This is a genomic window from Streptomyces qaidamensis (assembly GCF_001611795.1).
Classification (GTDB): Bacteria; Actinomycetota; Actinomycetes; order Streptomycetales; family Streptomycetaceae; genus Streptomyces; species Streptomyces qaidamensis.
In genome coordinates this window covers 5841007-5867825 of sequence record NZ_CP015098.1, presented here as the reverse complement: position 1 = coordinate 5867825, position 26819 = coordinate 5841007, and the positions used below count along the sequence as shown (strand labels likewise).

The 26819-nt window shown below is 74.6% G+C and carries 23 protein-coding genes and 1 pseudogene; 16 read left to right on the top strand and 8 right to left on the bottom strand.

Annotated elements, in window-relative coordinates:
• Nucleotides 1-16: 16 nt before the first annotated feature.
• Nucleotides 17-1201 (top strand): serpin family protein, encoded by a 1185-nt coding sequence (locus A4E84_RS26170; protein WP_335340837.1) that lies wholly within the window; start codon nt 17-19, stop codon nt 1199-1201.
• Here the strand turns inward: A4E84_RS26170 and A4E84_RS26165 are convergent.
• A complete protein-coding gene (locus A4E84_RS26165; RefSeq protein ID WP_062928883.1) occupies nt 1198-2376 on the bottom strand; it encodes a sensor histidine kinase in 1179 nt (392 codons plus the stop codon). The genes A4E84_RS26170 and A4E84_RS26165 overlap by 4 nt on opposite strands.
• A complete protein-coding gene (locus A4E84_RS26160) occupies nt 2373-3032 on the bottom strand; it encodes a response regulator (RefSeq protein ID WP_062928882.1) in 660 nt (219 codons plus the stop codon). Before A4E84_RS26160 ends, A4E84_RS26165 begins: the two co-directional genes overlap by 4 nt.
• A 233-nt stretch (nt 3033-3265) precedes the next feature.
• Between A4E84_RS26160 and A4E84_RS26155 the strand changes: the two genes are divergently transcribed.
• The 3 genes from A4E84_RS26155 to A4E84_RS26145 all read left to right on the top strand — a co-directional run bounded on the left by A4E84_RS26155 (nt 3266) and on the right by A4E84_RS26145 (nt 6475).
• On the top strand, nt 3266-4222 hold the full coding sequence (locus A4E84_RS26155) for a DUF4258 domain-containing protein (RefSeq protein WP_062928881.1): 957 nt from the start codon (nt 3266-3268) through the stop codon (nt 4220-4222).
• A gap of 22 nt (nt 4223-4244) precedes the next feature.
• On the top strand, nt 4245-4466 hold the full coding sequence (locus A4E84_RS26150) for a DUF2283 domain-containing protein (protein ID WP_062928880.1): 222 nt from the start codon (nt 4245-4247) through the stop codon (nt 4464-4466).
• 428 nt (nt 4467-4894) lie between these two features.
• Complete coding sequence (locus tag A4E84_RS26145) at nt 4895-6475, top strand: S8 family peptidase (RefSeq protein WP_062928879.1); 1581 nt, start codon at nt 4895-4897, stop codon at nt 6473-6475.
• Between the two features lie 104 nt (nt 6476-6579).
• Here A4E84_RS26145 and A4E84_RS26140 read toward each other — a convergent pair whose 3' ends face one another.
• On the bottom strand, nt 6580-7089 hold the full coding sequence (locus A4E84_RS26140; protein ID WP_062928878.1) for a MarR family winged helix-turn-helix transcriptional regulator: 510 nt from the start codon (nt 7087-7089) through the stop codon (nt 6580-6582).
• An 88-nt stretch (nt 7090-7177) separates the two neighbouring features.
• Here A4E84_RS26140 and A4E84_RS26135 point away from each other — a divergent pair, with 88 nt between their 5' ends.
• From A4E84_RS26135 to A4E84_RS26105, 7 genes and pseudogenes are all read left to right on the top strand, one after another.
• Nucleotides 7178-9289 carry an MMPL family transporter gene (locus tag A4E84_RS26135; RefSeq protein ID WP_062928877.1) on the top strand — a complete coding sequence of 704 codons (2112 nt, stop codon included), beginning with the start codon at nt 7178-7180 and terminating at the stop codon, nt 9287-9289.
• A gap of 116 nt (nt 9290-9405) precedes the next feature.
• Nucleotides 9406-10989, top strand: coding sequence for an SDR family oxidoreductase (locus A4E84_RS26130; protein WP_062928876.1), 1584 nt, complete (start codon nt 9406-9408; stop codon nt 10987-10989).
• Between the two features lie 4 nt (nt 10990-10993).
• Nucleotides 10994-12366, top strand: a pseudogene (locus A4E84_RS43265) (cryptochrome/photolyase family protein).
• 147 nt (nt 12367-12513) lie between these two features.
• A complete protein-coding gene (locus A4E84_RS26120; protein WP_062928875.1) occupies nt 12514-13656 on the top strand; it encodes a polyprenyl synthetase family protein in 1143 nt (380 codons plus the stop codon).
• Complete coding sequence (locus tag A4E84_RS26115; RefSeq protein WP_062928874.1) at nt 13653-15224, top strand: phytoene desaturase; 1572 nt, start codon at nt 13653-13655, stop codon at nt 15222-15224. Before A4E84_RS26120 ends, A4E84_RS26115 begins: the two co-directional genes overlap by 4 nt.
• Entirely contained in the window at nt 15211-16194 is a 984-nt protein-coding gene (locus A4E84_RS26110) for a phytoene/squalene synthase family protein (protein WP_062928873.1), read from the top strand. Before A4E84_RS26115 ends, A4E84_RS26110 begins: the two co-directional genes overlap by 14 nt.
• Nucleotides 16187-17203 carry a DUF5914 domain-containing protein gene (locus A4E84_RS26105; protein WP_237305006.1) on the top strand — a complete coding sequence of 339 codons (1017 nt, stop codon included), beginning with the start codon at nt 16187-16189 and terminating at the stop codon, nt 17201-17203. Before A4E84_RS26110 ends, A4E84_RS26105 begins: the two co-directional genes overlap by 8 nt.
• Before the next feature lie 58 nt (nt 17204-17261).
• On the opposite strand, the gene A4E84_RS26100 is transcribed toward A4E84_RS26105, so the two are convergent.
• The 4 genes from A4E84_RS26100 to A4E84_RS26085 all read right to left on the bottom strand — a co-directional run bounded on the left by A4E84_RS26100 (nt 17262) and on the right by A4E84_RS26085 (nt 22031).
• Nucleotides 17262-18836: an FAD-dependent oxidoreductase gene (locus A4E84_RS26100; protein WP_062928872.1), complete on the bottom strand. Its 1575-nt coding sequence runs from the start codon at nt 18834-18836 to the stop codon at nt 17262-17264.
• Nucleotides 18833-19549, bottom strand: coding sequence for a class I SAM-dependent methyltransferase (locus A4E84_RS26095; protein WP_062928871.1), 717 nt, complete (start codon nt 19547-19549; stop codon nt 18833-18835). Before A4E84_RS26095 ends, A4E84_RS26100 begins: the two co-directional genes overlap by 4 nt.
• Complete coding sequence (locus A4E84_RS26090; protein WP_062931624.1) at nt 19546-20760, bottom strand: FAD-dependent oxidoreductase; 1215 nt, start codon at nt 20758-20760, stop codon at nt 19546-19548. The genes A4E84_RS26095 and A4E84_RS26090 overlap by 4 nt, the downstream gene beginning before the upstream one ends.
• 176 nt (nt 20761-20936) lie before the next feature.
• Complete coding sequence (locus A4E84_RS26085; protein ID WP_079129123.1) at nt 20937-22031, bottom strand: MerR family transcriptional regulator; 1095 nt, start codon at nt 22029-22031, stop codon at nt 20937-20939.
• 162 nt (nt 22032-22193) lie between these two features.
• Here A4E84_RS26085 and A4E84_RS26080 point away from each other — a divergent pair, with 162 nt between their 5' ends.
• The 4 genes from A4E84_RS26080 (at nt 22194) to A4E84_RS26065 (ending at nt 24914) form a co-directional block, all read left to right on the top strand.
• Nucleotides 22194-22796, top strand: a complete 603-nt coding sequence (locus A4E84_RS26080) for a sigma-70 family RNA polymerase sigma factor (protein ID WP_062928870.1) — start codon at nt 22194-22196, stop codon at nt 22794-22796.
• 96 nt (nt 22797-22892) lie between these two features.
• Nucleotides 22893-23723 carry a DUF4397 domain-containing protein gene (locus A4E84_RS26075; RefSeq protein WP_062928869.1) on the top strand — a complete coding sequence of 277 codons (831 nt, stop codon included), beginning with the start codon at nt 22893-22895 and terminating at the stop codon, nt 23721-23723.
• Entirely contained in the window at nt 23716-24459 is a 744-nt protein-coding gene (locus A4E84_RS41220) for a class F sortase (RefSeq protein WP_237305005.1), read from the top strand. Before A4E84_RS26075 ends, A4E84_RS41220 begins: the two co-directional genes overlap by 8 nt.
• On the top strand, nt 24456-24914 hold the full coding sequence (locus tag A4E84_RS26065; RefSeq protein ID WP_062928868.1) for a hypothetical protein: 459 nt from the start codon (nt 24456-24458) through the stop codon (nt 24912-24914). Before A4E84_RS41220 ends, A4E84_RS26065 begins: the two co-directional genes overlap by 4 nt.
• On the opposite strand, the gene ychF is transcribed toward A4E84_RS26065, so the two are convergent.
• Nucleotides 24904-25992, bottom strand: coding sequence for a redox-regulated ATPase YchF (gene ychF / locus A4E84_RS26060; protein WP_030842729.1), 1089 nt, complete (start codon nt 25990-25992; stop codon nt 24904-24906). The genes A4E84_RS26065 and ychF overlap by 11 nt on opposite strands.
• A gap of 168 nt (nt 25993-26160) precedes the next feature.
• Between ychF and A4E84_RS26055 the strand changes: the two genes are divergently transcribed.
• Nucleotides 26161-26787: a DUF6542 domain-containing protein gene (locus A4E84_RS26055; RefSeq protein WP_062928867.1), complete on the top strand. Its 627-nt coding sequence runs from the start codon at nt 26161-26163 to the stop codon at nt 26785-26787.
• Nucleotides 26788-26819 lie beyond the last annotated feature (32 nt).

Sequence of the window (26819 nt, the reverse complement as noted above, 5' to 3'; positions counted from 1 at the left end):
GGGCGGAATGCGGTCGATGCACACGGCGGTACGGGCGGCGAACCGGTTGACGGCCCGCTGGGCCTCGGAGGTCCGCGCGGGCACGGTGTTCTCGGCGGCGGGGGTCTGGCCGCTGCTGGCGCTCCTCGCGGACGGGGCGGCGGGCGCGGCCCGCGAGGAGCTGGAGGAGGCGCTGGGCCTGCCGGCCCGTCAGGCGGGTGCGGCGGCGCGGGAGTTCGTGCTGGTGCTGACCGGGATCGACGGCCTGTCGTCCGCCCTGGGGCTGTGGACCGCGCGGTTCGTGGAGCTGCGCGAGGAGTGGGCGGCGGGGTTGCCGGTGGGAGCTCACGGGGTCCTCACGGGGGATGCGGCGGCGGACGGGCGGGCGCTGGACGCGTGGGCCGCCGGGCGGACCGGTGGGGCGATCGAGCGGGTGGGGGCGGACCTGGTGCCGGACACCTCCCTGGTGGTGGCCAGTGCGCTGGTTCTGGGGGCGGACTGGGAGGTGCCGTTCGAGGGGCATTTCGGCGGCTGGCTCGGCCGCCACGACCGGGCGGGGCTCGTGCGGGAGGTTCCGGGCCTGGACGGCGTCACCGTGGCCCGCACCGGAGTGGGAGCCGTCACGCGGGTGGTCGTGCGCGGCGTGACGGGGGTCGACGTCCATCTGCTGCTGGGCACGGAGCGGATGGGACCGGACGATGTGCTGGGCGCCGGGACGGGCCTTCTGTCCGGCGCGCTGGACGCGGTGCCGGGAAGCCGGCTGCCGGAGGGTGGGGCCGGCCCGGGGCTGCACGTCTTCAAGCGGCGCACCCACACGCCCGAACCGCCGTCGCTGTCGCTGTTCACCGTGGAGTTCACCCTGCGGGCCGAGCACGATCTGCTGGCCTCGCGCGACCTGTTCGGTCTGGCGACGGCCGCCCGTAACACCCCGGGCGCCGCGCCCTATCCCGGCGTGAGCCGCACGCCGCTCGTCCTGGACTGCGCGCGGCAGACCATGACGGCCACGTTCGGGGCCGAGGGTTTCAGGGCGGCGGCGGTGGCGGCGTTCGCCGCGGTCTACCAGGGCCGGTCGCCGGAGGAGCCGCCGTACGAGACGACCCGGGTGATGGCCTGTTTCGACCGCCCCTTCGGGTTCCTGACGGTCCACCGTGAGAGCGGGCTGGTCCTCGCGGCCGGGTGGGTCGACGATCCCACGCCGTTTCCGGCGGACGAAGCCTCCTAGGGCTGACGCGTGCCCGTCCACCCCACCGGGAAGACCGCCTTCACGGTGAAGCCGCCGTCGGGCGTGGGGGCCGCGTGGAAGTCGCCGCCCAGCAGGTGGGCCCGTTCGCGCAGGCCCACCAGGCCGTGGCCGCCGCCGGGAAGGTCCGGCCGGGCGGGGAGGCGGCCGGGGGCGGTGTTGTGCACCTCGACGTGCAGGCCGGCCGCGCAGCGCACCCGTACCCGCGTCCGCGCACCCGGGGCGTGCTTGCGGATGTTGGTCAGCGCCTCCTGCACCGTGCGGTACGCGGCGCGTTCGACCGGCTCGGGCACCGGGACCGGGGGGATCGACACATCCAGGTCCACCGTGAGGCCGCTGTCGCGGACCAGGTCCGTGAGGTCGGCCAGTCCGGCCCCCGGGGCGCCCTGCGCGCCGGGGTCTCCCGTCGTACGCAACACCCCCACGAGGTGGCGCAGTTCGGTGAGGGTCTGGGCCGACAGTTCGTGGATCGTGCGGGCCGTCGTCCGCACGTCCGTGTCGCCGGGCCTGCCCACCTGCAGCGCACCGGCCTGGAGGCTGATCAGGCTCACCTTGTGGGCGACGACGTCGTGCATCTCCCGGGCCAGCCGGTTGCGTTCGGTGACCAGCACCCGTTCGGTCAGGACCTGGTATTCCCAGGCCCGCCGCTCCGTCGCCGCCCGCAGGCGCTCCTGCCGCGACCGGACCGACCGGCCGAGGACGACGACGCCCGCCGCCACCCCGCAGCAGTCCAGGGCCAGCAGCGCGGTCTCCCGGTCGAGGGCGAGCCAGGAGACGCCGGCCGCCGGGTGGGGCAGGAACCACGCCACCGCGACCGCCGCCGCGCCCGCCACACCGACGAGGGCATGCCCGCGCCGGACGGCGACGCAGTAGAGCGCGATCAGCGGGGCGAAGGCGATGTGCCCGAGGTACAGCCCCGGCAGGCCGGCGAGGACGGCCGCCTCGGGGGCCCGGCGCCGCAGCAGCAGCGCGCCGGCGGCGACCAGCGCCAGCCACGTCCCGTGCCCGGAGGTGAGGCCGTTGACCACCAGTCCGTCGACGAGGGCGACCACGACCGGAAGCGCCCCGGAGGCGATCCGCCGTACGGCACCGGGGGCCTGCGGCCCGTCGTCGCCTTCCGCGGCTGAAGGCGCACCGGACGCCGACACCCCGCTCATCGCCGCCCCGGTCCCGTGTCGACCAGGTTCGCCCGGTCCGCGACCACCGCCGCCTGCACCCGGTTGAGCCCGCCCAGCTTCGCCAGCACGGCGCTCACATGGTCCTTGACCGTGCCGTGCGCCAGGTGCAGCCGGCCCGCGATGGCCCGGTTGCTGAGCCCGGCTCCCACCAGGGCGAGCACCTGCCGCTCCCGGTCGGTGAGCGCCCGCACCCGCCGTACGGCGTCCTCGTCACGGCCGGAGAGCAGGTAGCCGTCGATCACCTGGCCCACCGCCTCGGGCGCCAGCACCCGGCGTCCGGCGGCCAGCGCCCGTACGGCGTCGATCAGTTGCTCCGGCGCGGTGTTCTTCATCAGGAACCCGGCCGCTCCCCGGCGCAGCGCCTCGTCCACGTGTTCACGGGCGTCGAAGGTGGTCAGCATCGCCACCGCGGGGGGCTGCGGGAGTGCGGCGACCTGCCGCAGCACGGTCGGCCCGTCCACGACCGGCATCCGGATGTCGAGCAGCAGGACGTCCACCCGCCCGCCCCGCACGGCCTCCACCGCGCCCGCCCCGGCGCAGTCGGCGACGACGGTGATGTCCGGCGCCGAACCGAGGATCACACGCAGTCCGGTGCGTACCAGTGGCTCGTCGTCCACCACCGCGACTCGTATCACTTCCGCCCCCCGCCCAGCGCGATCACCGTTCGTTACGACGTCCCTCCCCCTCGCGGCGTTGCACCGGCGCCGTGTGCCACCTGCCACACGGCGGCCCGGACCCCGCCGGTCGGCGGGGTCGGTTCCCGCCCTCGGACGGATGCCGCCGGCCGGGGCCGCGCTGCCACGATCCATCGGGACGACGATCACCACAGGCCCGTCGAACGGGCCGTCAGCACAACGCGAGGACGCACATGCACCACACCCAGGACCGCTCCGCCCGGCGCCGACGCACGCACGCCCGCATCCTGGTGGCGTGCTGCACCGCCGGAGCGGTGCTGCTGACCGCCGCGGGCGCGCATGCCGGGACCGGCGACGCCGGCTCCCGCGCGTCCCTGGCCGTCCAGGCGGCCGAGACGGTCGAGCGCGTCACCGGGACGTCCGACCTCGTTCCCGGCACGCCCGTCGCCGGCGGAGCCACCCGCGCGGAGGTGGGCGACGAGACGTCCGCCGCCCGCATCACGGCGCCGGCCACCGCCGACGGCGCCGTGGAGCTCGCCTTCGGCTCCGACGTGCTGCGCCTGACCCTGCCCGGCAGCGCCGACGCGCAGGCCACGACCAGCGCCAACGGCACGGTCGTCTACCCGGGCGCGGGCGAGGACGTCGACCTGGCCGTGCAGCCCAACCGGGACGGGGTGCGCGCCCTGATCACGCTCAAGGACGCGGATGCCGCGACCGAGTTCCGGTTCCCGCTCGGCCTGCCGGCGGACGCGGCCACCGAGACCCTTGAGGACGGTTCCGTCCTGGTCACCCGCGGTGAGGAGTACCTCGGCACGTTCGACGCGCCCTGGGCGAAGGACGCGCGCGGCGAGGCCGTGCCCACCGAGTACCGCGTCGAGGGCGGCGCCCTCGTGCAGACCGTGCGGCCGGGGCCGGGCACGGCCTTCCCGGTGGTGGCGGACCCGGCGTGGTTCATCCCGATCGCGATCGTCGCCGGGCGGCTGCTGCTCTCCCAGGGCGTCAAGAGCATCTCCAAGCACGCGGCCCAGCGCATGGCGCAGCGCGGCATCAGCCAGGAGATGGTCGCGCGTACGGTGAAGACCGGCAAGAAGACCAAGGGCAAGTCGCCGGGCACGTGGAAGTACACCACCGGCAAGATCTGGGTCGTGATCAACAAGGCCGGCAACGTCGTGTCCGTCGGCCGCAACTGAGCCCGTTCCCGAGAGGCGAAGCATGCACATCGAGTACGACCGCGAGAACGACACCGCGTATGTCTGTCTCGTCGCACACATCGCGGACGGCGCCGCCGTCCGGCAGATCCCCGTCGACGGGGTCGGGGCGGACGCCGAGGTGTTCCTCGACGTGGACGCGTCGGGGCGGCTGCTCGGCATCGAGGTGATCGGTGCGGGTGGGGCTCTGCCGGTGGAGGTACTGGAGCGGGCCTCCAAGGGCTGAGGGGGCGCGGGGGCGCCAGGCCGGTACCCCGGCCCGCTCCGCCGGCCCCGGTCGGCCGACCGGCCGACCGGGGCCGGCTGCCTTTGGCGGACCGGTGAGGCGCAACGCCCGCTTCGCGACCACCCGACCGACCGTCAGAGGTGCCGCAGGGGCGGCAGCGAGACGAGACTCCGCCTCCGCCGATCGGCCGTCCGATCGGCCGGCGAAGCAGGGGGCGGAGCGGCCTCGGCGACTGACGGGTCGTCACAAAGGTCCTGCCGGTCCGTGCAGGGACCCTTGTGCAATTCCTGTGGAGGCCTCAATCTTTCGCTGACGCACAGGAGTAGCCGCTGGCTTGACATGGTCATGACCCATTGGCCTCATCGGCGGCGACCGACGGGCGTGCACCACACCCCACAGCGCACCACCGATTGAGGAGGACCCCTCAGATGGCAGTGATGCGTACTCCCCACAGATCCTCCCGGCGAAGACTGGCCGCGCTCGGCGCGACGGCCACCGCGGCGCTCGTCGCGAGCCTCGTCTCCGCCCTCCCCGCCGGGGCCGCCCCGGCCGCCGCCGAAGGGCGCATCCAGTACGAGGGCGCCGCGAACGCCGTCGCCGGAAGCTACGTCGTCACCCTGAAGTCGGGGAAGGCCGCTTCCGCCGAGGGCCGCGCCCTCGCCCACAAGTACGGCGCCGACATCGAGCGGACGTACACCAAGGCCCTGAACGGCTACGAGGTCGAGGCGTCCAAGTCCGAGGCGAAACGTCTCGCCGCCGACCCGGCCGTCGCCTCGGTCGTGCAGAACCGGACGTTCTCCATCACCGGGACGCAGCCCAGCCCGCCGTCCTGGGGCCTGGACCGCATCGACCAGAAGAGCCTGCCGCTGAACAGCTCGTACACCTACCCGGACTCCGCCGGCGAGGGCGTCACCGCGTACGTCATCGACACCGGCGTCCGCATCACCCACGGCGACTTCGGCGGCCGCGCCTCCTACGGCTACGACGCCGTCGACAACGACAACACCGCCCAGGACGGCCACGGCCACGGCACGCACGTCGCCGGCACGGTCGCCGGAAGCGCCTACGGCGTCGCCAAGAAGGCCAAGGTCGTCGGCGTCCGGGTGCTGAACAACTCCGGCCAGGGCACCACCGCCCAGGTCGTCGCCGGCATCGACTGGGTCGCCCGGAACGCGGTCAAGCCCGCCGTCGCCAACATGTCCCTCGGCGGCCCCGGCGACACGGCCATCGACACGGCCGTCCGCAACGCCGTCACCTCCGGCGTCACCTTCGTCGTCGCGGCCGGCAACGAGTCCACCAACGCCTCCACCCGGTCCCCCGCACGGGTCACCGAGGCCGTCACGGTCGGTGCCACGACGTCGAGCGACGCCAAGGCGAGCTACTCCAACTACGGCACCGTCCTGGACCTCTTCGCGCCCGGCTCGTCCATCACCTCGGCCTGGAGCACGAGCGACTCGGCGACCAACACCATCTCCGGCACGTCGATGGCCAGCCCGCACGTCGCCGGCGCCGCCGCCCTGCACCTGGCCGCCAACCCCACGGCCACACCCGCGCAGGTCTCCGCCGCGCTGACGTCCGCCGCCACCACCGGCGTCGTCACCAGCCCCGGCACCGGTTCACCCAACCGGCTCCTGTACGTCGGCGGCGGTACGACCACCCCGCCCGGCCCGCGCTTCGAGAACACCGCCGACCAGGCCATCGCCGACAACGCCACCGCCGAGTCCCCGGTGACGGTCTCCGGCGTCTCCGGCAACGCCCCCTCGGCCCTGGCCGTCGAGGTGCACATCGTCCACACCTACATCGGTGATCTCCAGGTCCAGCTGATCGCCCCCGACGGCACGGCGTACACGCTGAAGTCGTACGGCACCGGCGGCAGTGCGGACAACATCGACACCACGTACACCGTGAACGCCTCCTCGGAGGCCGCGAACGGCACGTGGAAGCTGCGCGTGAGCGACAACGCCCGTTACGACACCGGGCGGATCGACGCCTGGGCGCTCCAGTTCTGACCTCGGCGACCTCAGTGACCTGAGTGAGCCGAGGTGCCCTGAGTGAGCTGAGCGCAGGGGCCGGGCTCGTACGAGTCCGGCCCCGACCCGTACGTGACGAACCCTCAGCCGGGGTCCCGGCGCAGCAGGGCCAGTTCCGCGTTCATCTCGGCGAGGAACCGGACGACCACCTCCAGCTCCGCGGGGGCGAAACGGCCCCGGGCCGCGTCGGTGCTCCGCGCCAGGGGGCGGAAGTAGTCCCGGGCCAGGCCCCTGGCCGCGTCGGCGTAGTGCAGGTGCACCACCCGGCGGTCGCCGGCGTCCCGGACGCGGTGGATGTGCCCGGCCCGCTCCAGCCGGTCGAGGCACGCGGTCACCGCGCCGGACGTCAGATTGAGCTGTCCCCGCAGCCGGCCCGGCGTCATGGGCTCACCCCCGGCCTCCGGGTCGGAGTCGGCGTCGAGGATCGCGATCAGGGCCTGCATGTCGGTGAGGTGCAGCCCCTGCGCCTGGGCGAACTCCTGGGCGATGCGGTTGAACTCGCTGTTCATCCGGCGCAGCAGGACGGCGAAGGACTGCAACCCGATCGGGTCGTCCGCCGGAAGAGATGCCGTGGGTACACCGGAGCCGCTCATCCCCCCAGCCTAGTATCTCTCAATGGTTGAGATACTTTATGAGTGAGTTACTTCCTCCGTGGCTCACTTCCTACGGCTTGGGATGCGCATGAGTACCGCACAGCGTTGGGCCCGGCGGCTCGTACCGCTCGTTCTGCTGCTCATCTGGCTGGGGGTGGGCGGAACGCTCGGTCCCTACGCGGGCAAGCTCGGCGAGGTGGCCACCAACGACCAGGCCGCCTTCCTGCCGCGGAGCGCCGAGTCCACCCGCGTCCTCGACGCCCGGAAGGCGTTCGACCGGTCCGAGACCGTGCCGGCCATCGTGGTCTGGACGGCGGACGGGGAACGGTTCACCGAGGACCGGCGGGCCGAGGCCACCCGGGCCGTCGGCGCGCTCGCCGGGAAGCCCGGCGTCGTCGGCCGCCCCTCGCCCGCCCTGCTCTCCGACGACCGTCAGGCGATGCAGGCCGTCGTCCAGCTGGAACCCGACCTCGGCGAGGAACTGCCCACCACCCTCGACGCGGTGCGCGAGGCCGCCCGGGCCGTGCCGGGCACCACGGCGCAGATCGCCGGACCGGCCGCCAGTCAGGCGGATCTGTCGGACGCGTTCGCGGGCATCGACGGACTGCTGCTGGGCGTGGCCCTCGGCGCCGTCCTGCTGATCCTGCTGCTGGTCTACCGCAGTGTCCTGCTGCCGTTCCTGATCATCCTGGGCTCGGTGTTCGCCCTGGGCCTGGCCTGCGCCGTGGTCTACGCGCTGGCGGAACGGGACGTGGTCCGGGTCGACGGGCAGGTGCAGGGCATCCTGTCGATCCTGGTGATCGGCGCCGCCACCGACTACGCCTTGCTGCTCGCCGCGCGCTTCCGCGAGGAACTCGCCCTGCGCCGAGACCGTTTCGGGGCCGCGACGGCCGCCGTACGCCGGTCGTTCGGGGCGATCACCGCCAGCGCGGCCACCGTGGCGCTCGGGCTGCTGGCCCTGCTCGCCAGTGACCTCACCAACAACCGTGCCCTGGGGCCGGTCGGCGCCATCGGCATCGGCTGCGCCGTGCTCACCACGCTCACCTTCCTGCCGGCCGCGCTGGCCCTGCTGGGCCGCACCGCCTACTGGCCGTCCCGGCCCAAACCCCCCGAGGAGCCCGGGGAGGGAACCGGCGTGTGGCGGCGGGTCGCCGGGGCGGTCGACGGCCGGCCGCGGCGGACCTGGGTGGTGACGGCGCTCGTGCTGGCCGTGTTCGCGGCCTTCTCGCCCTCCCTGTCCGCCAAGGGCGTGCCGCTGGACGAGATCTTCGTGAACGACGCGCCCTCGGTGTCCGCGCAGGAGACGCTCGGCGCGCACTTTCCCGGCGGGTCCGGCAACCCCGCCGTCATCATCGCCGACGCGGACCGGACCGCCGAGGTGACGACCGCCGCACGGAGCACCGAGGGCGTGGCCTTCGCCGGTGCCGTCGGCGCCTCCGGACGGCCCGGGGCGGGCGAACCGCTCGTCGTCGACGGGCGGGTGCGCATCGACGCCACCCTGGCGGCGAGCGCGGACAGCGACGCGGCCAAGGAGACCGTCGCGCGGCTGCGCGCCGCGGTGCACGCGATCCCCGAGGCCGACGCGCTGGTCGGCGGGTACACCGCCCAGCAGTACGACACCCAGCAGACCGCCGCCCGGGACCGGACGGTCATCGTGCCGATCGTGCTCGCCGTCATCCTGCTGATCCTGATGCTGCTGCTGCGTTCCCTGCTCGTGCCGGTGCTGCTGGTGGCGACCGTGGGGCTCAACTTCCTGGCGACCCTCGGGGTGTCGGCGCTGGTCTTCCAGCACCTGCTCGGGTTCAGCGGCACGGACGCGTCGGTGCCGCTGTACGGCTTCGTGTTCCTGGTGGCGCTCGGGGTCGACTACAACATCTTCCTCATGTCGCGCGTCCGGGAGGAGGCGCTCGGGCACGGCAACCGGCAGGGGGTGCTGCGCGGGCTGACCACCACCGGCGGGGTGATCACCTCGGCGGGTGTGGTGCTCGCCGCGACGTTCGCGGCGCTGATGGTGATCCCCCTGGCGTTCCTGGTGCAGATCGCGTTCATCGTCGCCTTCGGGGTGCTGCTCGACACCCTCGTGGTGCGCTCGCTGCTGGTGCCGGCGCTGATGATCGACATCGGGCCGCGGGCGTGGTGGCCGAGCGCCCTGGCCCGAACGGCCCCGCGGGGGCCGGACGGCGGTACGCCCTCCGGCTGAACCCTCGCCGGCGCCCGTGTCGTGCATCCGCCGCGGGCGCCGGGAGGGAAGTGTTCGCGTCAGGGCCGCCGTGAACCGACAGCACGGCGACGGCGTCGGCGGACGGAGACACGACCATGACGACGGACGGGCGGCGGCTGCACTGCCTGGTCACCGGGGCGTCCGGCTACATCGGCGGGCGGCTGGTGCCCGAGCTGCTGCAGGAAGGCCATCGCGTCCGGTGCCTCGCCCGCTCCCCGGCCAAGCTCCGCGACCACCCCTGGGCGGCGCACGCCGAGACCGTCCGGGGGGACGTCACCGACCCGGATTCGCTGGCGTCCGCGATGCGCGGCATCGACGTCGCCTACTACCTGGTGCACGCCCTCGGCTCCGGCTCCCGTTTCGAGGACACCGACCGCGCCGCCGCCAGGACCTTCGCCGAGCAGGCCCGGGCCGCCGGTGTGCGGCGGATCGTCTACCTGGGCGGTCTCACGCCACGCGGCGTCCCCGAGGAGTCGCTCTCCCCGCATCTGCGGTCCCGGGCCGAGGTGGGGCAGATCTTCCTCGACTCGCCCGTGCCCGCGACGGTGCTGCGGGCCGCCGTCGTCATCGGCTCCGGCTCGGCGTCGTTCGAGATGCTGCGCTACCTCACCGAACGCCTGCCCGTCATGGTCACCCCCAGCTGGGTGCACACCCGCACCCAGCCCATCGGGGTACGGGACGTGCTGCGCTACCTCGTCGGGTCCGCGACCATGCCGGACGACGTCGACCGGGCCTTCGACATCGGCGGCCCGGACGTCCTCACCTACCGGGACATGATGCTGCGCTACGCCGCCGTGGCCGGGCTGCGGCGGCGGTTCATCGTGCCGGTCCCGGTGCTCACCCCACGGCTGTCCAGCCACTGGGTCGGCCTCGTCACCCCGGTGCCCGCCTCCCTCGCCCGGCCGCTGACCGAGTCGCTGCGGCACGAGGTCGTGTGCCGCGAGCACGACATCGCCCGCTACGTGCCGGACACCCCGGGCCGGCCGCTGGCGTTCGACGAGGCGCTGGCCCTGGCACTGCGCCGGGTGCGGGAAGCGCAGGTCGCCACGCGCTGGTCCTCGGCGTCGGTGCCCGGGGCGCCCAGCGACCCGCTGCCCACCGACCCCGACTGGGCGGGCGGCAGCCTCTACCAGGACCACCGGCAGCGGCCGGTCGACGCCTCCCGGGAGGCGCTGTGGAGGGTGGTCGAGGGCATCGGCGGCGACAACGGCTGGTACTCCTCCCCCCTGGCCTGGGCGGTCCGGGGCCGGCTGGACCGGTTCGCGGGCGGGGTCGGACTGCGCCGGGGACGGCGTGACACCGAGCGTCTTCGGGTCGGCGACTCGCTGGACTTCTGGCGGGTCGAGGAGATCGAACCCGGACATCTGCTGCGGCTGCGGGCCGAGATGCGGCTGCCCGGGCTCGCCTGGCTGGAGATGTACGCCGAGACCGACGAGAAGGGCCGCACCCGCTACCGGCAGCGGGCCCTGTTCCATCCGCGGGGCCTGCTGGGCCACGCCTACTGGTGGAGCGTCGCCCCGTTCCACTCCGCCGTGTTCGGCGGCATGGCCCGCAACATCGCGCGGGCCGCGTCCGAGGGCACGAGCGGACGCCGGAGCGCCGCGCGCATCCGGCGGGCCCGCAAGCGGCGAAGTGCCCGGGAGCAACGAACGCGATCCGCACCACCGCACCAGGAGTGACGCCATGACCGCCGCGGTCGTCCTGTTCACCTCGGACCTGCGTCTGCACGACCATCCGCCCCTGCGCGCCGCGCTGAACTCGGCGGACGAGGTGGTGCCCCTGTTCGTCCGCGACCCCGCCGTGCACGCCGCCGGATTCGACGTGCCCAACCGCGTCGCGTTCCTCGCCGACTGCCTGGCCGACCTCGACTCCTCGCTGCGCCGGCGCGGCGGACGGCTGGTCGTGCGCACCGGGCCGGTCGCCCGGGAGGTCCGGGCGGTCGCCGCCGAGTGCGGCGCCACGGAGGTGCACATGGCCGCGGGGGTCAGCGGTTACGCCCACCGCCGGGAGGAGCGGCTGCGCGCGGAACTGGGCGCGGGCGGCGTCGCGCTGCGGGTGCACGACAGCGTGGTCACCGCCGTGCCACCGGGGAAGGTGACACCGCTCGGCTCGGACCACTTCGCCGTGTTCACCCCGTACCTGCGCCGCTGGTCCAAGGAGCCGCTGCGCGACCTCCTGCCGGCGCCGCGTGCGGTGCGGGTCCCCGACGCGGTGCGCGGCGAGGAGCCGCCCTCCCGCGCCAAGGTGGCGGACGTGTCGCCGGATCTCCCGGCCGGCGGGGAGAGCGCGGGGCGCGACCGTTTCGCCCGGTGGGCGGAGACCGGTCTGTCCCGGTACGAGGAACGGCACGACGACCTGGCCGGTGACGCGACCTCACGCCTGTCGCCGTACCTCCACTTCGGGGCGCTCTCGCCGGTGGACGTCGTCCGGCGAGCCCGTGAGAAGGGCGGCGCCGGGGCGGACGCGTTCGTCCGGCAGCTGTGCTGGCGGGACTTCCACCACCAGGTCCTCGCGGCCCGGCCCGAGGCGTCCGTCCAGGACTACCGCAGCCGGGGCGACCGGTGGCGCGGCGAGGAGGAGGCCGCCGAGGACATCGCCGCGTGGCGGGAGGGCCGCACCGGCTACCCGGTGGTCGACGCGGGCATGCGCCAGCTGCGCCACGAGGGCTGGATGCACAACCGGGCCCGGCTGCTGGTGGCGAGCTTCCTGACCAAGACGCTGTACGTGGACTGGCGGATCGGCGCCCGGCACTTCCTGCGGTACCTGGTGGACGGCGACCTCGTCAACAACCAGCTGAACTGGCAGTGGGTCGCCGGCACCGGCACCGACACCCGCCCCCACCGCGTCCTCAACCCCGTCCTCCAGGGCAAGCGCTACGACCCGGACGGCACGTACGTACGCGTTGGGTGCCCGAACTGGCGGCGGTCGGCGGCGCCGCGGTGCACGAGCCCTGGCGGCTGCCGGCGGGCGAGCGGGCCGGGCTCCGCTATCCGGCGCCGCTCCTCGATCTCGGCGAGGGCCTGGCCCGTTTCCGGCAGGCCCGTGGCCGCGGCTGAGAACCGGACACCCGACGCATCCGGAACACCACTCCCGGCCGAAGCACAGGAAGCACAGGAAGCACAGGAAGCACAGGAAGCACAGGAAGCACAGGACGCACACGACGCACTGAGGTGCGAAGGACCGGAAGCGAGAAGGGGTTGGGCATGCTTGGACCGCGGCCGACGGTGGCCGGAACGGCGGAGACGCAGCACGCCCCGCTCACCGCTCCGGGGGCCACGCGCGCCATGGAGACGGTTCTGGAGCGGGTGCTGGAGGACCGGCTGCGGCAGGCCCGCGACACCGACGCGGTGTTCGCCCGCGAGATGGCCGAGCGCGTCGCCGCGTTCGTCCGGCGGGGCGGCAAGCGGCTGCGGACGGCGTTCGTGTGGTGCGGCTGGCGGGCCGCGGGCGGCTCGGGCGACCCGGGCGCCCTCCTGCGCACGGGCGCGGCCCTCGAACTGCTCCAGGCCTGCGCCCTCATCCACGACGACGTGATGGACGGGTCGCCCCTGCGCCGGGGTGCCCCCGCCCTGCACGTGGACTTCGCCCGGGACCACCCGGCCGGCCGGACGGGCGAGGCCACCGAGTCGTTCGGGACGTCGGCCGCCGTGCTCGCGGGCGATCTGGCGCTGGCGTGGGCGGACGACCTGCTGACGGAGACGGCGCTCGCCTCGCCGCACGGCTCGCGGCTGCACGAGGAGTGGCGGGCCATGCGCACCGAGATGGTCGCCGGGCAGTACCGCGACCTGCGCGCGCAGGCGAGCGGCTCGTCCGGCACCGAGGAGGCGCTGACCATCGCCGTCCTGAAGAGCGCCCGGTACACGGTCGCGCGGCCCCTGGCGCTGGGCGCGGCACTGGCCGGCGCGGACGCCCGCACCCTGGGCGCGTTGCGGGCCGCCGGCCGGTGCGCGGGGCTGGCCTTCCAGCTGCGCGACGACCTCCTCGGGGCCTTCGGCGACCCGGCGCTGACCGGCAAACCGGCCGACGAGGATCTGCGCTCCCGCAAGCTCACCCCCCTCCTCGCCGCCGCCGTCCGGCTCGCGCAGGCCACCGGCGACCAGGAGGCCGCCGCCGTGCTCGCCCCGGACGCGGAGGCCCTGCCGGGGCACACCGTCGACCGGATGCGGGCGGCGCTGGAGCGGACGGGCGCCCGGGCCGAGGTGGAGGCGAGGATCGCGGACCTGGCGGCCACCGGGCTGCGGCATTTCGAGGCGACCGGCGCCGCCACGGCGGTGCGGCGGGAGTTCGCCGCCCTGGTCGAGCGGGCCTCGGGCCTCGCCCCGCGCCACGCGGAGGAGCTCGTATGAGGACGGTGACGGGACCGACGGACCATGTCGTCGTGGTGGGCGCCGGCCTGTCCGGGCTGGCGTGCGCCCTGCATCTGCTGGGCGCCGGCCGCCGGGTGACGCTCGTCGAACGGGACTCCGGCCCGGGCGGGAGGGCCGGGCGGGCACGGCTCGGCGACTACCTGGTGGACACCGGGCCCACCGTGCTGACGATGCCGCATCTGGCCGACGAGGCGTTCGCGGCGGTCGGCGAGAGCCTCGGCCGGCACGTCGAGCTGATGCCCCTGCACCCCGCCTACCGGGCCGGTTTCGCGGACGGGACCTCGCTCGACGTGCACACCGACGGCGACGCCATGGAGGCGGAGGTGCGGCGCTTCGCCGGACCGGCGGAGGCGGCGGGGTACCGCAGGCTGCGGGAGTGGCTGGAGCGGCTGTACCGGGCGCAGATGCGTCGTTTCATCGACACCAACTTCGACTCGCCGTTCCAGTTGGCGCACCCGGATCTGGCCCGGCTGGCGGCGCTCGGCGGCTTCGGGCGGCTCGACGGCCGGATCGGCCGCTTCCTCTCCGACGCCCGGCTGCGCCGGGTCTTCTCCTTCCAGGCCCTGTACGCCGGGGTGGCCCCGGCCCGGGCGCTCGCGGCCTACGCGGTGATCGCCTACATGGACACGGTGGCCGGTGTCTGGTTCCCCAAGGGCGGCATGCACGCGCTGCCCCGGGCCATGGCGGACGTGGCGGCCGGTGCCGGTGCCGAACTGCGGTGGTCGGCCGAGGTGAGCGCGCTGGAACGCCCGGCGGGCCGGGTGCGGGCCGTCCGGCTCGCCTCGGGCGAGCGCATCCCGTGCGACGCGGTGGTGCTGACCTGCGAACTGCCCGCCGCGCACCGGCTGCTGGGCCGGACCCCACGGCGCCCGGTGCCGCTGCGGCACTCGCCGTCCGCGGTGGTCCTGCACGCGGGGACCGACCGCACCTGGCCTCACCTCGCCCACCACACGCTGTCCTTCGGCGCCGCGTGGGAGCGCACCTTCGACGAACTGACCCGCTCGGGAGCGCTGATGAGCGACCCGTCGCTGCTGATCACCCGGCCGACCACGCACGACGCCTCCCTGGCGCCGCCGGGCCGCCACCTCCACTACGTCCTGGCGCCCTGCCCCAACACGGCCGTCGGCCCGTCCGCCGCCGCCTGGCGGGACCTGGGCCCGCGTTACCGCGACAGCCTGGTCGCCGAGCTGGAACGCCGCGGCCTCGACGGGTTCGCGGACAGCGTCCAGGAGGAACTGCTGGTGACCCCGCTCGACTGGACGGCCCGGGGTCACGCGGCCGGCAGTCCCTTCTCCGTGTCCCATACCTTCGCCCAGACCGGGCCCTTCCGGCCCCGCAACCTCGTGCGCGGACTGGACAACGTGGTGCTCGCCGGCTGCGGGACGACACCCGGGGTCGGCGTACCGACCGTGCTGATCAGCGGCAAACTCGCCGCCGCCCGGGTCACGGGCGGCCCGGGACGCCGCTCTCCGGCCTCCCGCCCGCGCCCGGCCGTACGGGAGGTCCCGTCCACCCCGACCGGAGCAGGTGCCCATGACCCGACGTGAACTGGACGCAGCGGGGATCACCGACCCCGGCCTGCGTGCCGCATACACCCGATGCCGGCAGCTCAACGCGCGCCAAGGCCGGACCTACTTCCTCGCCACCCGCCTGCTGCCACTGGAACGCCGCTCGGCGGTGCACGCACTGTACGGCTTCGCCCGCTGGGCCGACGACATCGTCGACGACCTGGACCGGCACCGGACCCCCGACGAGCCCGGCCTGATGCTGACGCGGCTGGAGGGCGAGCTCGCCCACGCGCTGCGCACCGGCAGCGGGTCCGAACCGGTGGTCCGGGCCGTGGCCGACACCGCCGACCGGTACGGCATCGACGTGACGCTGTTCGCCGACTTCCTCGTCTCGATGCGCGCCGACCTGACCGTCACCGACTACCCGACGTACGCCGACCTGCGGGCCTACATGCACGGATCGGCGGCGGTGATCGGACTGCAGTTGCTGCCCGTGCTCGGCACGGTCGTCCCGCGCGAGGAGGCCGCTGTGCACGCGGCGGCCCTGGGGGTGGCGTTCCAGCTCACCAACTTCCTGCGGGACGTGGGCGAGGACCTGGACCGCGGCCGCGTCTACCTGCCCGCCGACCTGCTCGCCGCGCACGGCGTGGACCGGCCGCTGCTGGAGTGGAGCCGGCGCACCGGACGCCATGACCCGCGCATCCGGGCGGCGCTCGTCGCGGCCGAGGCCCTGACCAGGGACGTGTACCGGGAGGCGGAACCGGGCATCGCGATGCTCGACCCGCGGGTACGCCCGTGCATCCGCACCGCGTTCACGCTGTACGGCGGCATCCTCGACGCGATCGCGCGGCACGACTACACCGTGCTGCACCGTCGCGCGGTGGTGCCGCGCCGCCGGCGGGCGGCCACCGCCGCGGCGGGGGCCCTGAAGGTGGCCGGCGCGCGATGGCGCGCGGCGCCCGCGGCGGCCCCGGCCGCACTGGAACGGAAGGGACCGGGTCGTGGGTGAGCGAGCGGACAGGGCACGCTGGACGTCACCGCTGCGGCGCCGTCGTGGACCGGCCTGGGCGGAGCAGACGCCGACCTGGCGCGCGGCGCGGCCGGCGCTGATCGCCGACGCGCTGAAACGGGCCTCCGCCCGGCCCTCCGGCAACTGGTTCGTGGCCGGTGCCTCCCGCGACGTGCGCCCCGGCCGCCCCTGCGGCAGGACCGTCGGCGGCGTCGAGGTGGTGCTGTGGCGCTCGGAGTCGGGCGACCTGCGGGCAGGTCCAGGTGCCTGCCCGCACCTCGGTGCTCCGCTGCGGAAGAGCCGGGTGGTGTGCGGCACGCTGGTGTGCCACTGGCACGGACTGGCGCTGGACGGCGGCGCGTTCGCCGGCTGGCAGCCCTATCCGGTCCACGACGACGGCGTGCTGGTGTGGGTGCGGCTGGACGCCGTCGGGGGTGAGGAGCCGTCGGAGCGGCCCGTGGTTCCGGCCCGTCCCGCTCCGGGCACCGGGGTGGACGCGGTGTTCACGGCGGCCGGGCGGTGCGAGCCGCAGGATGTGGTGGCCAACCGGCTCGACCCGTGGCACGGGTCGTGGTTCCACCCGTACTCCTTCGTCGATCTGACGGTCGTGCGGGAACCGCAGGGCGGCGAGGGGGCCGACGAGGACGACGCCTTCGTGGTCGACGTGTCCTTCCGGGTGGCGGGCCGTCTGGTGGTGCCCGTACGGGCCGAGTTCACCGCGCCGGAGCCGCGCACCGTCGTCATGCGCATCACCGACGGCGAGGGCGCCCCGTCCGTGGTGGAGACCCATGCCACGCCGCTGACCGCAGCGGACACGGACCGGCCGCGGACGGCCGTGATCGAGGCGGTCGTCGCCGCTTCGGAGCGGCGCGGCTTCGCCCTGGCCCGGGCCGCCGCCCCCGTGCTGCGCCCCCTGATGCGGGGCACGGCCGGGCGCCTGTGGCGCGACGACCTCGCCTACGCCGAGAGGCGCTGGGAGTTGCGCAGCACCGGGCGGTTCCCCGGCTGAGGCGACCCCGCCGGACGGGTCTGCGCGGGTCGTCCCGGGCCCGCCCGGCGGCCGGACGTCACCGGCGCGCCGGACGCCGTGCGAGCGAGCCGAGTGCCCGCAGCACCGGGGAGCGGCCCGCCCGTGGCACGGTCCACAGCACCTGGCCGCGGACGCCCCACCGGGCGAGCAGGGCGTTGGACGCCAGGAAGCCTGTGGTGGCGGCGCGTTCCATCAGCGCCACGGGCAGGTCGCAGCGGAGTCCGTCGCCGGCCAGCGTCAGCCACGGGTGCGGGGTCCGTACGGTGGGGCGCCGGTGGTGGGTGCCGACCGGGAAGAGCGGGCAGTCCGAGCGCCACTCGTGCCGGGCGTCGACGAGGCGCGCCCGACGCGTCTCCGGGTACACCCGCCGCAACTGCCCGAGCAGCTCGTCCTGCACGGCCTCCCGGTCCGCGCCGGGGTCGACGGCGTAGGCGTGCAGTTCGACCACGGAACCCCCGTGCTTCTCGGCCCAGCGGGCGGCCTCGCCCTCGTAGCGTTCCAGGACGCTGATGTTGTCGAGGCCGTCGTAGCCGCTGGTGCCGAGGAAGCCGGGGCGGTCGGCGCGGACCGGCCGGTCGAGCCAGAGCCGGGAGACGAGGAACGGCGGGACGGTGCGCAGGGCGGCGATGTCCTCGCGCCAGGGGGCGGTGCCGAGGCGGGGCGAGCCGGCGACGACCCGGCGCAGTCCCGCGGTGTCGAGGGCGAGCACCACCGCGTCGTGCCGGCCGGTGCCGGTGCCGGTGCGCACCTCTGCTCCCCCTGCGGAGCCGGGCTCCACGGCGAGGACGGGGGTGCCGGTGCGGACGGTCGCGCCGAGGCCCCCGAGGTAGTCGGCGAGCGGCTCCCACAGGGCCTGCGGGAAGGGCTCGTCGGGCACGTCGAAGAGCAGCCCTTCCGAGGAGCCGAGGAAGTAGATGTGGAACATCAGCATCAGCTCGGCGGCGGAGAGTTCGCGCGGGTCGGCGAAGAAGCTGCGGGAGAACACCTCGAACGCGAGGTGGTGCGCGGCCTCGGGGAAGCGGACGCGTTCCAGGAAGGCGGTCGCGCCGACCTGGTCGAACCGGGCGTACACGTCGGGCACGCGCACGTCCGTCAGCGGCAGTGCCGCCCGGGCGTCCAGGGCGGCGAGGTCGCGCAGGCCGAAGGTGGGGCTGAGGGCGACGAAGCCGAGCGCGCTGAGGGGCGGGGTGCGCGGGACGCGGGCGAAGCTGTCGGTCAGTCCGCCGCTGTGCCGCAGGGGGTAGTCGGGCAGCGGGGTGAGGCGGGCCAGGGCGGGGTCGGTGCGCCGCAGCAGGCCGCGCAGGTTGTAGTACTGGCGGAAGAAGGCGTGGAAGCCTCGGCTCATGGTCACCTCGGAGCCGTCGGCCAGCCGGGTGCGCCGGCCGGCGAGGCGGCCGCCCAGGGAGTCCTCCCGTTCGTAGAGGGTCACGCGGGCGCCCCGTTCGGCCAGTCCGGTGGCGGCGGCGAGACCGGCGATCCCGCCGCCCACCACGGCGACGGACGGCGCGTCCTCGCGCGTGAACCGGTCCCGGCCGGGCACGGGCATCAGGACCTCGGCCTTGCGGTCCCGGCCGCGGCGGGCGGCCGGACGGGTGCTCGTCGGGCGGCTCATCGGTTGGCCTGCCCCGCCGCGGCGACGAACGTGTGCGTGATGCCGGTCTGCCATCCGGCGAGGGGCAGGGCCCGGGCGCCCGTGAATCCGGCACGCGTCAGCCGTCCGGTGAAGCCGGCGGCGGTGTCGAAGTCGAGGACGCTGTGCCACAGGTGCCGGTACAGGGCCCGGTCACCGGTGAGCGTGCCCGCCGGGATGATCACCCCCTGGCACACGGCCGTCCACAGCGCCCGGTGCGCGGGTGAGCCGGTGAGGCTGTACTCGTGGACGGCGAGCCTCCCGCCCGGCCGCAGCAGTCGGCGCACCGTGCCGAGGACGCCGTCCGGATCGGAGACGTTGCGGAACAGGTAGGCGGCGAAGACCGCGTCGAAGGGCCCTTCGCCGGCCGCGTCGAGTTCCTCGGCACTCAGGTGCAGGAAGCGCACACCGTCGGGCCACGGCTTGGCCAGCGCCCGGCGCAGCATGCCCGCGGAGGCGTCCACCGCGGTGATCCGCGCCCGGGGCGCGGCCCGCAGCAGGGCCCGGGTGGAGGCGCCGGTGCCGCAGCCGAGATCGAGCAGGTGCAGGCCGGCCCCGTCCCCGGGGAGCTTCAGCCGGCGGGCCGAGCGCAGCAGGTCGGCGCGGTAGCCGGGGTTGAGGCCGGTGAGGCGGTCGTAGGTGCGGGACGCGTGGTCGAAGGCGTGTGCCAGGTCGTGGTCGCGCAGCAGGGTCATCGGTGGCTCTCTCCGGTTCCTGGGGCGGGGTGGGTGCGGCGTGGGAGAAAGGGCACTTCGAGCGCGGTGCGGAGCATCGGTCCCACCGGGGTGCGCAGTCCGATGCCCCACTCCTCCCGGAGTGAGGTGGCGCCGTCGAGGAAGCGCAGCAGGCGCGGCGCCGGCGTCCGGCAGAACAGGCCGGTGAAGAACGCGGGACCGTCGATCCGCCCGGTGTCCAGGGCCCGCAGCAGCACCGCGTCCATGGCGAGCGCCCGCCTCCCGTGCGGCGCGGGCACGGTGGCGCGGCCGCCCTGCAGGGCGGCGGCGATGGCCCGGCTGTGGCGCTGCACCGCCGCGAAGGTGTAGCCGGTGGCGGGACGGGTCGCGCCGCCCGCCGTCCCGATGCGGAAGACGGCAGCCCCGGCCCGCCGGGGGAAGCGGGCGTCGGTCATGGGGATGACGCCCTGCTCGGCCCTCTCCACGCCGAACTCGCCCAGGCGCAGCACCTCTCGGGCGTAGTGCCCGAGCGCCGCCTCGTAGGCCTCGGTGGTCAGCGGGGTCCGGGAGAACTCGGTGTACTCGACGAGCGCCCGGTCCGGGGCCAGCGGCAGGACGTAGCCGAAGGCGAGCCCGTGCCCGGGCTGGGGCACGCGGAAGTCCATGAGGTCGGCGACCGCCGGGTCGAAGCGGTCGCCGCGGGTGCGCACGAACCAGCCGCGGAAGTGCTGCAGCAGCTGCGTCCGGGCCGGTGGCAGGGCGCGCAGGGGCCGCGAGTCGAACACGTAGCGGGAGCGCAGCGTCAGTGTCCGGCCGTCCTGTGCCGTGCAGCGGACCTCCGCGCCTCCGGGTACGTCGCGCACGGTGTCGGCCGTGGCGCGCAGCAGCCGCCCGCCGGGCGCGTGCGCCAGCCGGGCGTGCACGAGTCGTTCGAAGGCCGCGGAGCGCACCATGCGGTAGCGCGAGGGGGCCGGATCGACGGTGAGCGGGCCGCCGTCGGGGCCGTGCACCCGCAGCAGGGGCCAGGTGGCGGTGACCGCTTCGCCGAAGTCGTCGTCGTCCTGGTCCCAGTAGCACCAGGTCCGCTCCGCGGGACGCGCGGGACCGTCCGGCGGTTCGACCACGGTCACGGTCGCGGCGCCGGTCTCGACCAGCCGGTACGCGAGGCTGAGCCCGGCGGCACCGCCCCCGACGACCACCACGTCCGACGTGCCGTCAGGTTCCCGGCTCACCGGGCCCACCACGCGCCGCTCATCTCCGCACTCCGCTCCCGGCCACCCGGTCGACTGTTCCCTGTCCGTCGTGTTCTGCCCGTCGTGTTCTGTCCGTCGTGTTCTGCCCGTCCACCGCTTCCGGCGGGTGCCCGTGCCTGGATGCAGCAGCCCCCCGGGCGCGATGCGGCATCCCCCTAACGGGGCACGACCGTCTCCAGAACCGCGACGGCCTCGGCAAGCCCCGTGGGGCGCGGCAGGCCGGGAACGGTCCGGCCGCTCCAGCCGGGCCCGATCGTCAGGACGACCGGCTTGCGGCGGGCGCCGCGCACGCCCCACTCCATCGCGGCCACGTGCTGGGCCAGCGGGCGGCTGGCGGTCGTCCGGGACTGCGCCCACAGCGCCACCGCGGCCGGTCCGGTTCTGCGGACGGCCGTGACGAGGGACTCCACGGGCAGGGCGCCGCCGAACATGCGCACCGGCAGGCCGCGTTCGGCGAGCGCCGCGGCCAGCACCTCCAGCGGCAGCGTGTGGTTCTCCCCCGGCACGCAGGCGAGCACGACGGTCGCGCCCGGGCGGTCGGCGGCCGTGGGCGGGGCGGCGCGCCGCAGTGCGCCGGAGACGTGCCAGGACAGGAAGTGCTCGACCTCGACGTACTTCTCGCCGGAGCTCTCCCACTTGCGGCCGACGGCCTGGAGGGTCGGCATGATCACCTCGGTCCAGGCGGCGACCAGCCCGTGCTCGGCGATAGCGGTTTCCAGCAGTTCGTCGAGTGCGGAGGCGTCGAGGCGCAGCGCGGCACGGGCGATGCCCTTGCACTCCTGACGCACGTCACCGAGGCGCAGCCCGCTGCCCGCCCGGCTGCGGGCGCGGAGGGACGGTCGCGGTGCCACGCCCTCGTCCCTCCGGGCCGGGGTCTCCTCCCCCGCCGCCTCCCCGGCCGCCTCCGGGGGTGCCGGGGCGGCCCGGGCGGCCGGGGCCTGCTCCTGCGTCGCTTCGCCGAGCACCGTGCGGGCCGCCTCGGCGGGCGGTATCCCGGTCGCCGTCAGGGCGCACATCCGCTCCAGCCGGGCCACGTCCCCAGGGGTCCACCGCCGGTGCCGGCCGCCCGTGTGGGCGGCGGGTCCGAGACCGTAGCGCCGGTCCCAGGTGCGGACCGTGGTGGGGGCGACCCCCAGCCGCCTGGCCACCTCCCCGGTGGTCAGTCCGACGCCGACCGGCGCGCTCTCGGGTCCGCGGCCCCGGCCGTCCCGTTCGTGACGGCCCCGGCTGTCCCGTTCGTGTACACCCATACCTCCGACTGTACGACGCACAAACGACGCACGTTGAGATGCGTCGTTTGTGCGCCGAACACTGGCTTCGAGCGCATGGTCGCGGCTCGGCACAGCGCGACCGGTGCGGTTCGGCAGACGGCCTTCCGTCCCCGCACGACGCACTGCAGGAGGAACCAGGCCATGATCACCAACACGCGCATCACCGCCCCCGCCGCACCCGCGGAGGAAACGCGGTACGAGGAGGAACTGGCCCGTGGCCTCGTCGCGGCCGACGAGGAGGCGTTCGCCGCGATCTACCGGCGATGGGGCTCGCTCGTCCACACCATGGCCACCCGACTGCTCGGCGACACCTACGAGGCGGAGGACGTGACCCAGCAGGTCTTTCTCGGCGCCTGGAACGGCCGGGCCGGATTCCGCCCCGAACGGGGTCCGCTCGGGGCCTGGCTGGTCGGCATCACCCGCCGCAAGATCGTCGACGCGCTGGCGGCCCGGACGAGGCGCCTGACGCTCATCGACTCGGCCGGCCGCGACGCGGACGCCACCGGATCCGACGAGGCGGCACCGGACCGCATCCTGGACCGGGTGCTCCTCATCGACGCCCTGGCACAGCTGCCGTGCCGGCAACGGCAGGTGCTGTGCATGGCCTTCTACGAGGACCTGACCCAGGCGCAGATCGCGGAGCGGACCGGCATGCCCCTGGGGACCGTCAAGAGCCACGCCCGCCGCGGCCTGCACCGGCTCCGCCAGGCGATAGAGCAGCCCCCGGCCCACGACACGGCCTAGCGGTGCCGCCGTACGCGCATCCGCGGCGGCCCTCGCGCCCGAAACAGGACCGAGACTCCGCACCGTACGGAGACTCCGTTCGAAGGGATGATTCCCATGATTTCACGCACCCGCATCGCCATCGCCGCCTCGACCGGCGCCTGCGCCCTGGCCCTCGGCGTCTCCGCGCCGGCCCTGGCCGCCCAGCAGCAGGACAAGGCCATGGTGTCCGTCTTCCACGGCATCCCCGGCATGACCGTGGACGTGTACGCCAACGGCGATGAACTGATCGGCGACTTCAAGCCCGGCACCGTGACGGACCCGCTGTCCCTCGACGCCGGGAGTTACGACATCCAGATCTTCGAAGCAGGCAAGGAACCGGGCGGAACTCCGGCCCTGGAGAAGAAGATCGAGGTGCCGGAGGGCGCGAACGCCACGGTCGCCGCCCACCTCTCCGCCGACGGCGATCCCCGGTTGACGGCCTTCACCAACGACGTCTCCCAGGTCGACGCCGGCAAGTCCCGCCTGACGGTCCGCCATGTCGCGGCCGCACCGGCCGTCGACGTCCGGGCCGGCGGACAGCCGGTGTTCAGCAACCTGACCAACCCGAAGGAGGACACCGCCGAGGTCGACGCGGGCACGATCAACGCGGATGTGGTGCTCGCCGGCACGGGCACCGTGGCCATAGGCCCGGCCGACCTGAAGCTCGGCGAAGGCACCAGCAATGTCGTGTACGCCTGGGGCAGTGCCGAGGACAAGAACCTGGCCCTGGCGACCCAGACGTTCAGCGGCATGGCGTCCTCGCCCCGAGGCGTCCCCGCCGGCGGCAGCGGTGCCGCCGTCGCGCCGAACTCCTCCGACCTGGGGCCGGCCTGGGTCGCCGGGGCCGGAGCGGTCGCGGTGGCGGGCCTGCTGGTGACCCGCCGGGTCGCCCGCCGGCGTGGCTGACGGCAGGCGACGGCTGACGGGACCGATGGTGGCGGCTGCCGCGCTGGCAGCCGCCCTCGGTCTTCCGGCCACGCCGTCGCAGCCGGCCGCGTACCCGCCCCACGCGGCGGCAGCGCCGTCGGAACGCGGGAGCGCGGCGGCAGCGCCGTCGGAACGCGGGAGCGCGGCGGCAGCGCCGTCGGAACGCGGGAGCGCGGCGGCAGCGCCGTCGGAACGCGGGAGCGCGGCGGCCCCAAAGGCGGCGCCCGGCACGGCGCAGGACCCGCCGCCCCGGCGGGTGCTCGTCCCCCGCGCCGGCCTCGACGCCGAGGTCGGTCCGGTGGGCGTGACGGATCGGGGGGACATGGCCGTCCCCGACGACCCGTCCATGGCCGGCTGGTACCGCTACGGCCCCGCGCCGGGCAGTGCCCGGGGCTCGGCCGTGCTCGTCGGGCACGTCGACTCCGAGTCCGGTGACCTCGGTGAGTTCCTGGCGCTGTACGACGTGCGGCGCGGAGACCGCGTCGAGGTGCGCCGGGCGGGGGGCGAGCCGGTGCACTACCGGGTCGTCTCGCGGGTCACCGTGCCCAAGGACGACCTGCCGCCCTCGGCGTTCCGCCGGAGCGGCGCCCCCGTCCTCACCCTCATCACCTGCGCACCTCCGTACGACCCCGAGCGAGGCGGCTACGTGTCCAACCTCGTCGTCACGGCGGAGCCCGTCGAGTCCCGACCAGCGGGGAACGGGAGGGCGAAGTGACCCACGTAGAGTCCGCGCACCTGGTGGAACTGGCGCTGCGCAACGCCACCCCGACCGACGCCGACGCCGAGGCCCTGCGGCACGTCGAGCAGTGCGACCGCTGCCGCGACGAACTCCGCATGCTGACCCGCGTGGTCGCGGCGGCCCGCACCGCGCAGCTCGTGGACCTGCCGACGGCACCCCCCGATCGCGTCTGGCAGCGGATCAGCCGGGATGTCTCCGCCACCCCGGACACCCCCCGGCCGCCCCCACCCGCCCCGGCCCCCCGAAGGCGACTACTCCTCGCCCTGCTGGCTATCGCTGCCGCCGCCGGCATCGCCGTCGCCCACCGGTTGCTGCGCGATCGCGCGGAGCTCGCGCCGCACGGGGTTGTCCGTCAGGGCCGGACGGTGACCATTCGACCTGCATGTTTGCCAGATCAGCGAAGTGGCGTTACGTCACCGGCTAGACGTTGAAGCGGAACTCCACCACATCCCCGTCCTGCATGACGTACTCCTTGCCCTCCATCCGCGCCTTCCCCTTCGCGCGGGCCTCCGCCACCGAGCCCGTCTCCACCAGGTCGTCGAAGGAGATGACCTCCGCCTTGATGAAGCCCTTCTGGAAGTCGGTGTGGATGACGCCTGCCGCCTCGGGGGCCGTCGCGCCCTTCTTGATCGTCCAGGCGCGGGATTCCTTGGGGCCGGCGGTCAGGTACGTCTGGAGGCCCAGCGTGCGGAAGCCGACGTGGGCCAGGGTCGCCAGGCCCGGCTCCTCCTGGCCGACGGACTGGAGGAGTTCCAGCGCCTCGTCCTCGTCGAGCTCGGCGAGGTCCGCCTCCAGCTTGGCGTTGAGGAAGATCGCCTCGGCCGGGGCGACCAGGGCCCGCTGCTCGTTCTTGAAGTCCTCGTCGGTCAGCTCGTCCTCGTCGACGTTGAAGACGTAGAGGAACGGCTTGGTGGTGAGCAGGTGCAGGTCGTGCAGGAGTTCCTCGTTGCCGGAGCCCTGGACGATGCCCGCGGAGAACAGCGTGTCGCCCTTCTCCAGGATCTCCTTGGCCTCCTCTACGGCCTTGACCTTCGGCGCGATGTCCTTCTTGATGCGCGACTCCTTCTGGAGGCGCGGCAGGACCTTCTCGATGGTCTGCAGGTCCGCGAGGATCAGCTCGGTGTTGATCGTCTCGATGTCGTCCTTCGGCGAGACCTTGCCGTCCACGTGCACGACGTTCTCGTCCTTGAAGGCCCGGATGACCTGGCAGATCGCGTCCGACTCGCGGATGTTCGCGAGGAACTTGTTGCCCAGGCCCTCGCCCTCGGATGCGCCGCGGACGATGCCGGCGATGTCGACGAAGTCGACGGTGGCCGGAAGGACCCGCTGCGAGGAGAAGATCTCCGCCAGTTTCGTCAGACGGGGGTCGGGCACGCCGACGACACCGACGTTGGGCTCGATCGTGGCGAACGGGTAGTTGGCCGCCAGCACGTCGTTCTTGGTCAGGGCGTTGAACAGGGTCGACTTGCCGACATTCGGCAGACCGACGATTCCGATCGTGAGCGACACGTTGCGACTTCCCGTGAGTGGAGGGCCAGGGGGCCAGGGGACCGGCCGATCCACCAGTCTACGGCGTGTCCGGAACCGCCCGGGCGGACTGTCGAACGCTTGGCCAAGCCGCGGCCGACGGCGTGTCTGAAGGGCTATTCGGCATATTGAACGACCTAAGTTGGTGCGGTGGAGCAATACAGGACGCGATCTCCTCAGTACGGACCGCGACAGTCCGGACCGCGACGGGACCGGCCCAGGCCTCCCGGACCGCCCCGGCAACCCGTGCCGTCCCAGGCGGGACGCGGAGCGGGGGGCGAGCCCGTGCGCGCGCCCCGGCCGCCCCGGCCGCCCGGCCCGCAGCGCCGCCCGGCGCCGGTACGACGGCCCGCGCCCGCACCGGCGCTCACCGCCGGCCGGCTGCCGAACCCCCGGCTGACCGGCCTGGGCAGCGGGCTGTTCTGCGCGGTGGTGATGTTCCTGCTGGGCGCGCTCTGCTCGGCGCTGCCCGGGGCGTCCCTGACCGCGTACGGCGTGCTGTTCCTGCCGGTGTGCGCGCTGACCGCCCTCTGGGTGCGCCGGGGGGACCTGATGACCGCGCCCGTCGTGGTGCCGATCGCGTTCGCCGTGGGACTGCTGCCGCTGGCCGACGGCGAGGGAGGGACCGGCAGCAGGCTGATGAGCCTGCTGACGGGGCTCGCCACGCAGGCCGGCTGGCTGTACGGCGGGACGCTGATCGCCGGGCTGATCGTGATCGTCCGGCGGATCAGGCTGGTGCACCGGCGGCGGACGGCCGGGGCCCGGCCGCCGGTGTGACCTCCCCCGTACGCCCGGCGCGTGACCCCGTA

Coding starts and splice junctions, on each gene's coding strand:
- A4E84_RS26150 (WP_062928880.1), top strand. CDS start 4,245: ATGCACATCGAGTACGACCGCGAGAACGACACCGCGTATGTCTGTCTC.
- A4E84_RS26155 (WP_062928881.1), top strand. CDS start 3,266: ATGCACCACACCCAGGACCGCTCCGCCCGGCGCCGACGCACGCACGCC.
- A4E84_RS26085 (WP_079129123.1), bottom strand. CDS start 22,031: ATGGGTGTACACGAACGGGACAGCCGGGGCCGTCACGAACGGGACGGC.
- A4E84_RS26080 (WP_062928870.1), top strand. CDS start 22,194: ATGATCACCAACACGCGCATCACCGCCCCCGCCGCACCCGCGGAGGAA.
- A4E84_RS26115 (WP_062928874.1), top strand. CDS start 13,653: ATGAGGACGGTGACGGGACCGACGGACCATGTCGTCGTGGTGGGCGCC.
- A4E84_RS26075 (WP_062928869.1), top strand. CDS start 22,893: ATGATTTCACGCACCCGCATCGCCATCGCCGCCTCGACCGGCGCCTGC.
- A4E84_RS26140 (WP_062928878.1), bottom strand. CDS start 7,089: ATGAGCGGCTCCGGTGTACCCACGGCATCTCTTCCGGCGGACGACCCG.
- A4E84_RS26095 (WP_062928871.1), bottom strand. CDS start 19,549: ATGACCCTGCTGCGCGACCACGACCTGGCACACGCCTTCGACCACGCG.
- A4E84_RS26145 (WP_062928879.1), top strand. CDS start 4,895: ATGGCAGTGATGCGTACTCCCCACAGATCCTCCCGGCGAAGACTGGCC.
- A4E84_RS26165 (WP_062928883.1), bottom strand. CDS start 2,376: ATGAGCGGGGTGTCGGCGTCCGGTGCGCCTTCAGCCGCGGAAGGCGAC.
- A4E84_RS26120 (WP_062928875.1), top strand. CDS start 12,514: ATGCTTGGACCGCGGCCGACGGTGGCCGGAACGGCGGAGACGCAGCAC.
- A4E84_RS26130 (WP_062928876.1), top strand. CDS start 9,406: ATGACGACGGACGGGCGGCGGCTGCACTGCCTGGTCACCGGGGCGTCC.
- A4E84_RS26170 (WP_335340837.1), top strand. CDS start 17: ATGCACACGGCGGTACGGGCGGCGAACCGGTTGACGGCCCGCTGGGCC.
- A4E84_RS26110 (WP_062928873.1), top strand. CDS start 15,211: ATGACCCGACGTGAACTGGACGCAGCGGGGATCACCGACCCCGGCCTG.
- A4E84_RS26100 (WP_062928872.1), bottom strand. CDS start 18,836: ATGAGCCGCCCGACGAGCACCCGTCCGGCCGCCCGCCGCGGCCGGGAC.
- A4E84_RS26135 (WP_062928877.1), top strand. CDS start 7,178: ATGAGTACCGCACAGCGTTGGGCCCGGCGGCTCGTACCGCTCGTTCTG.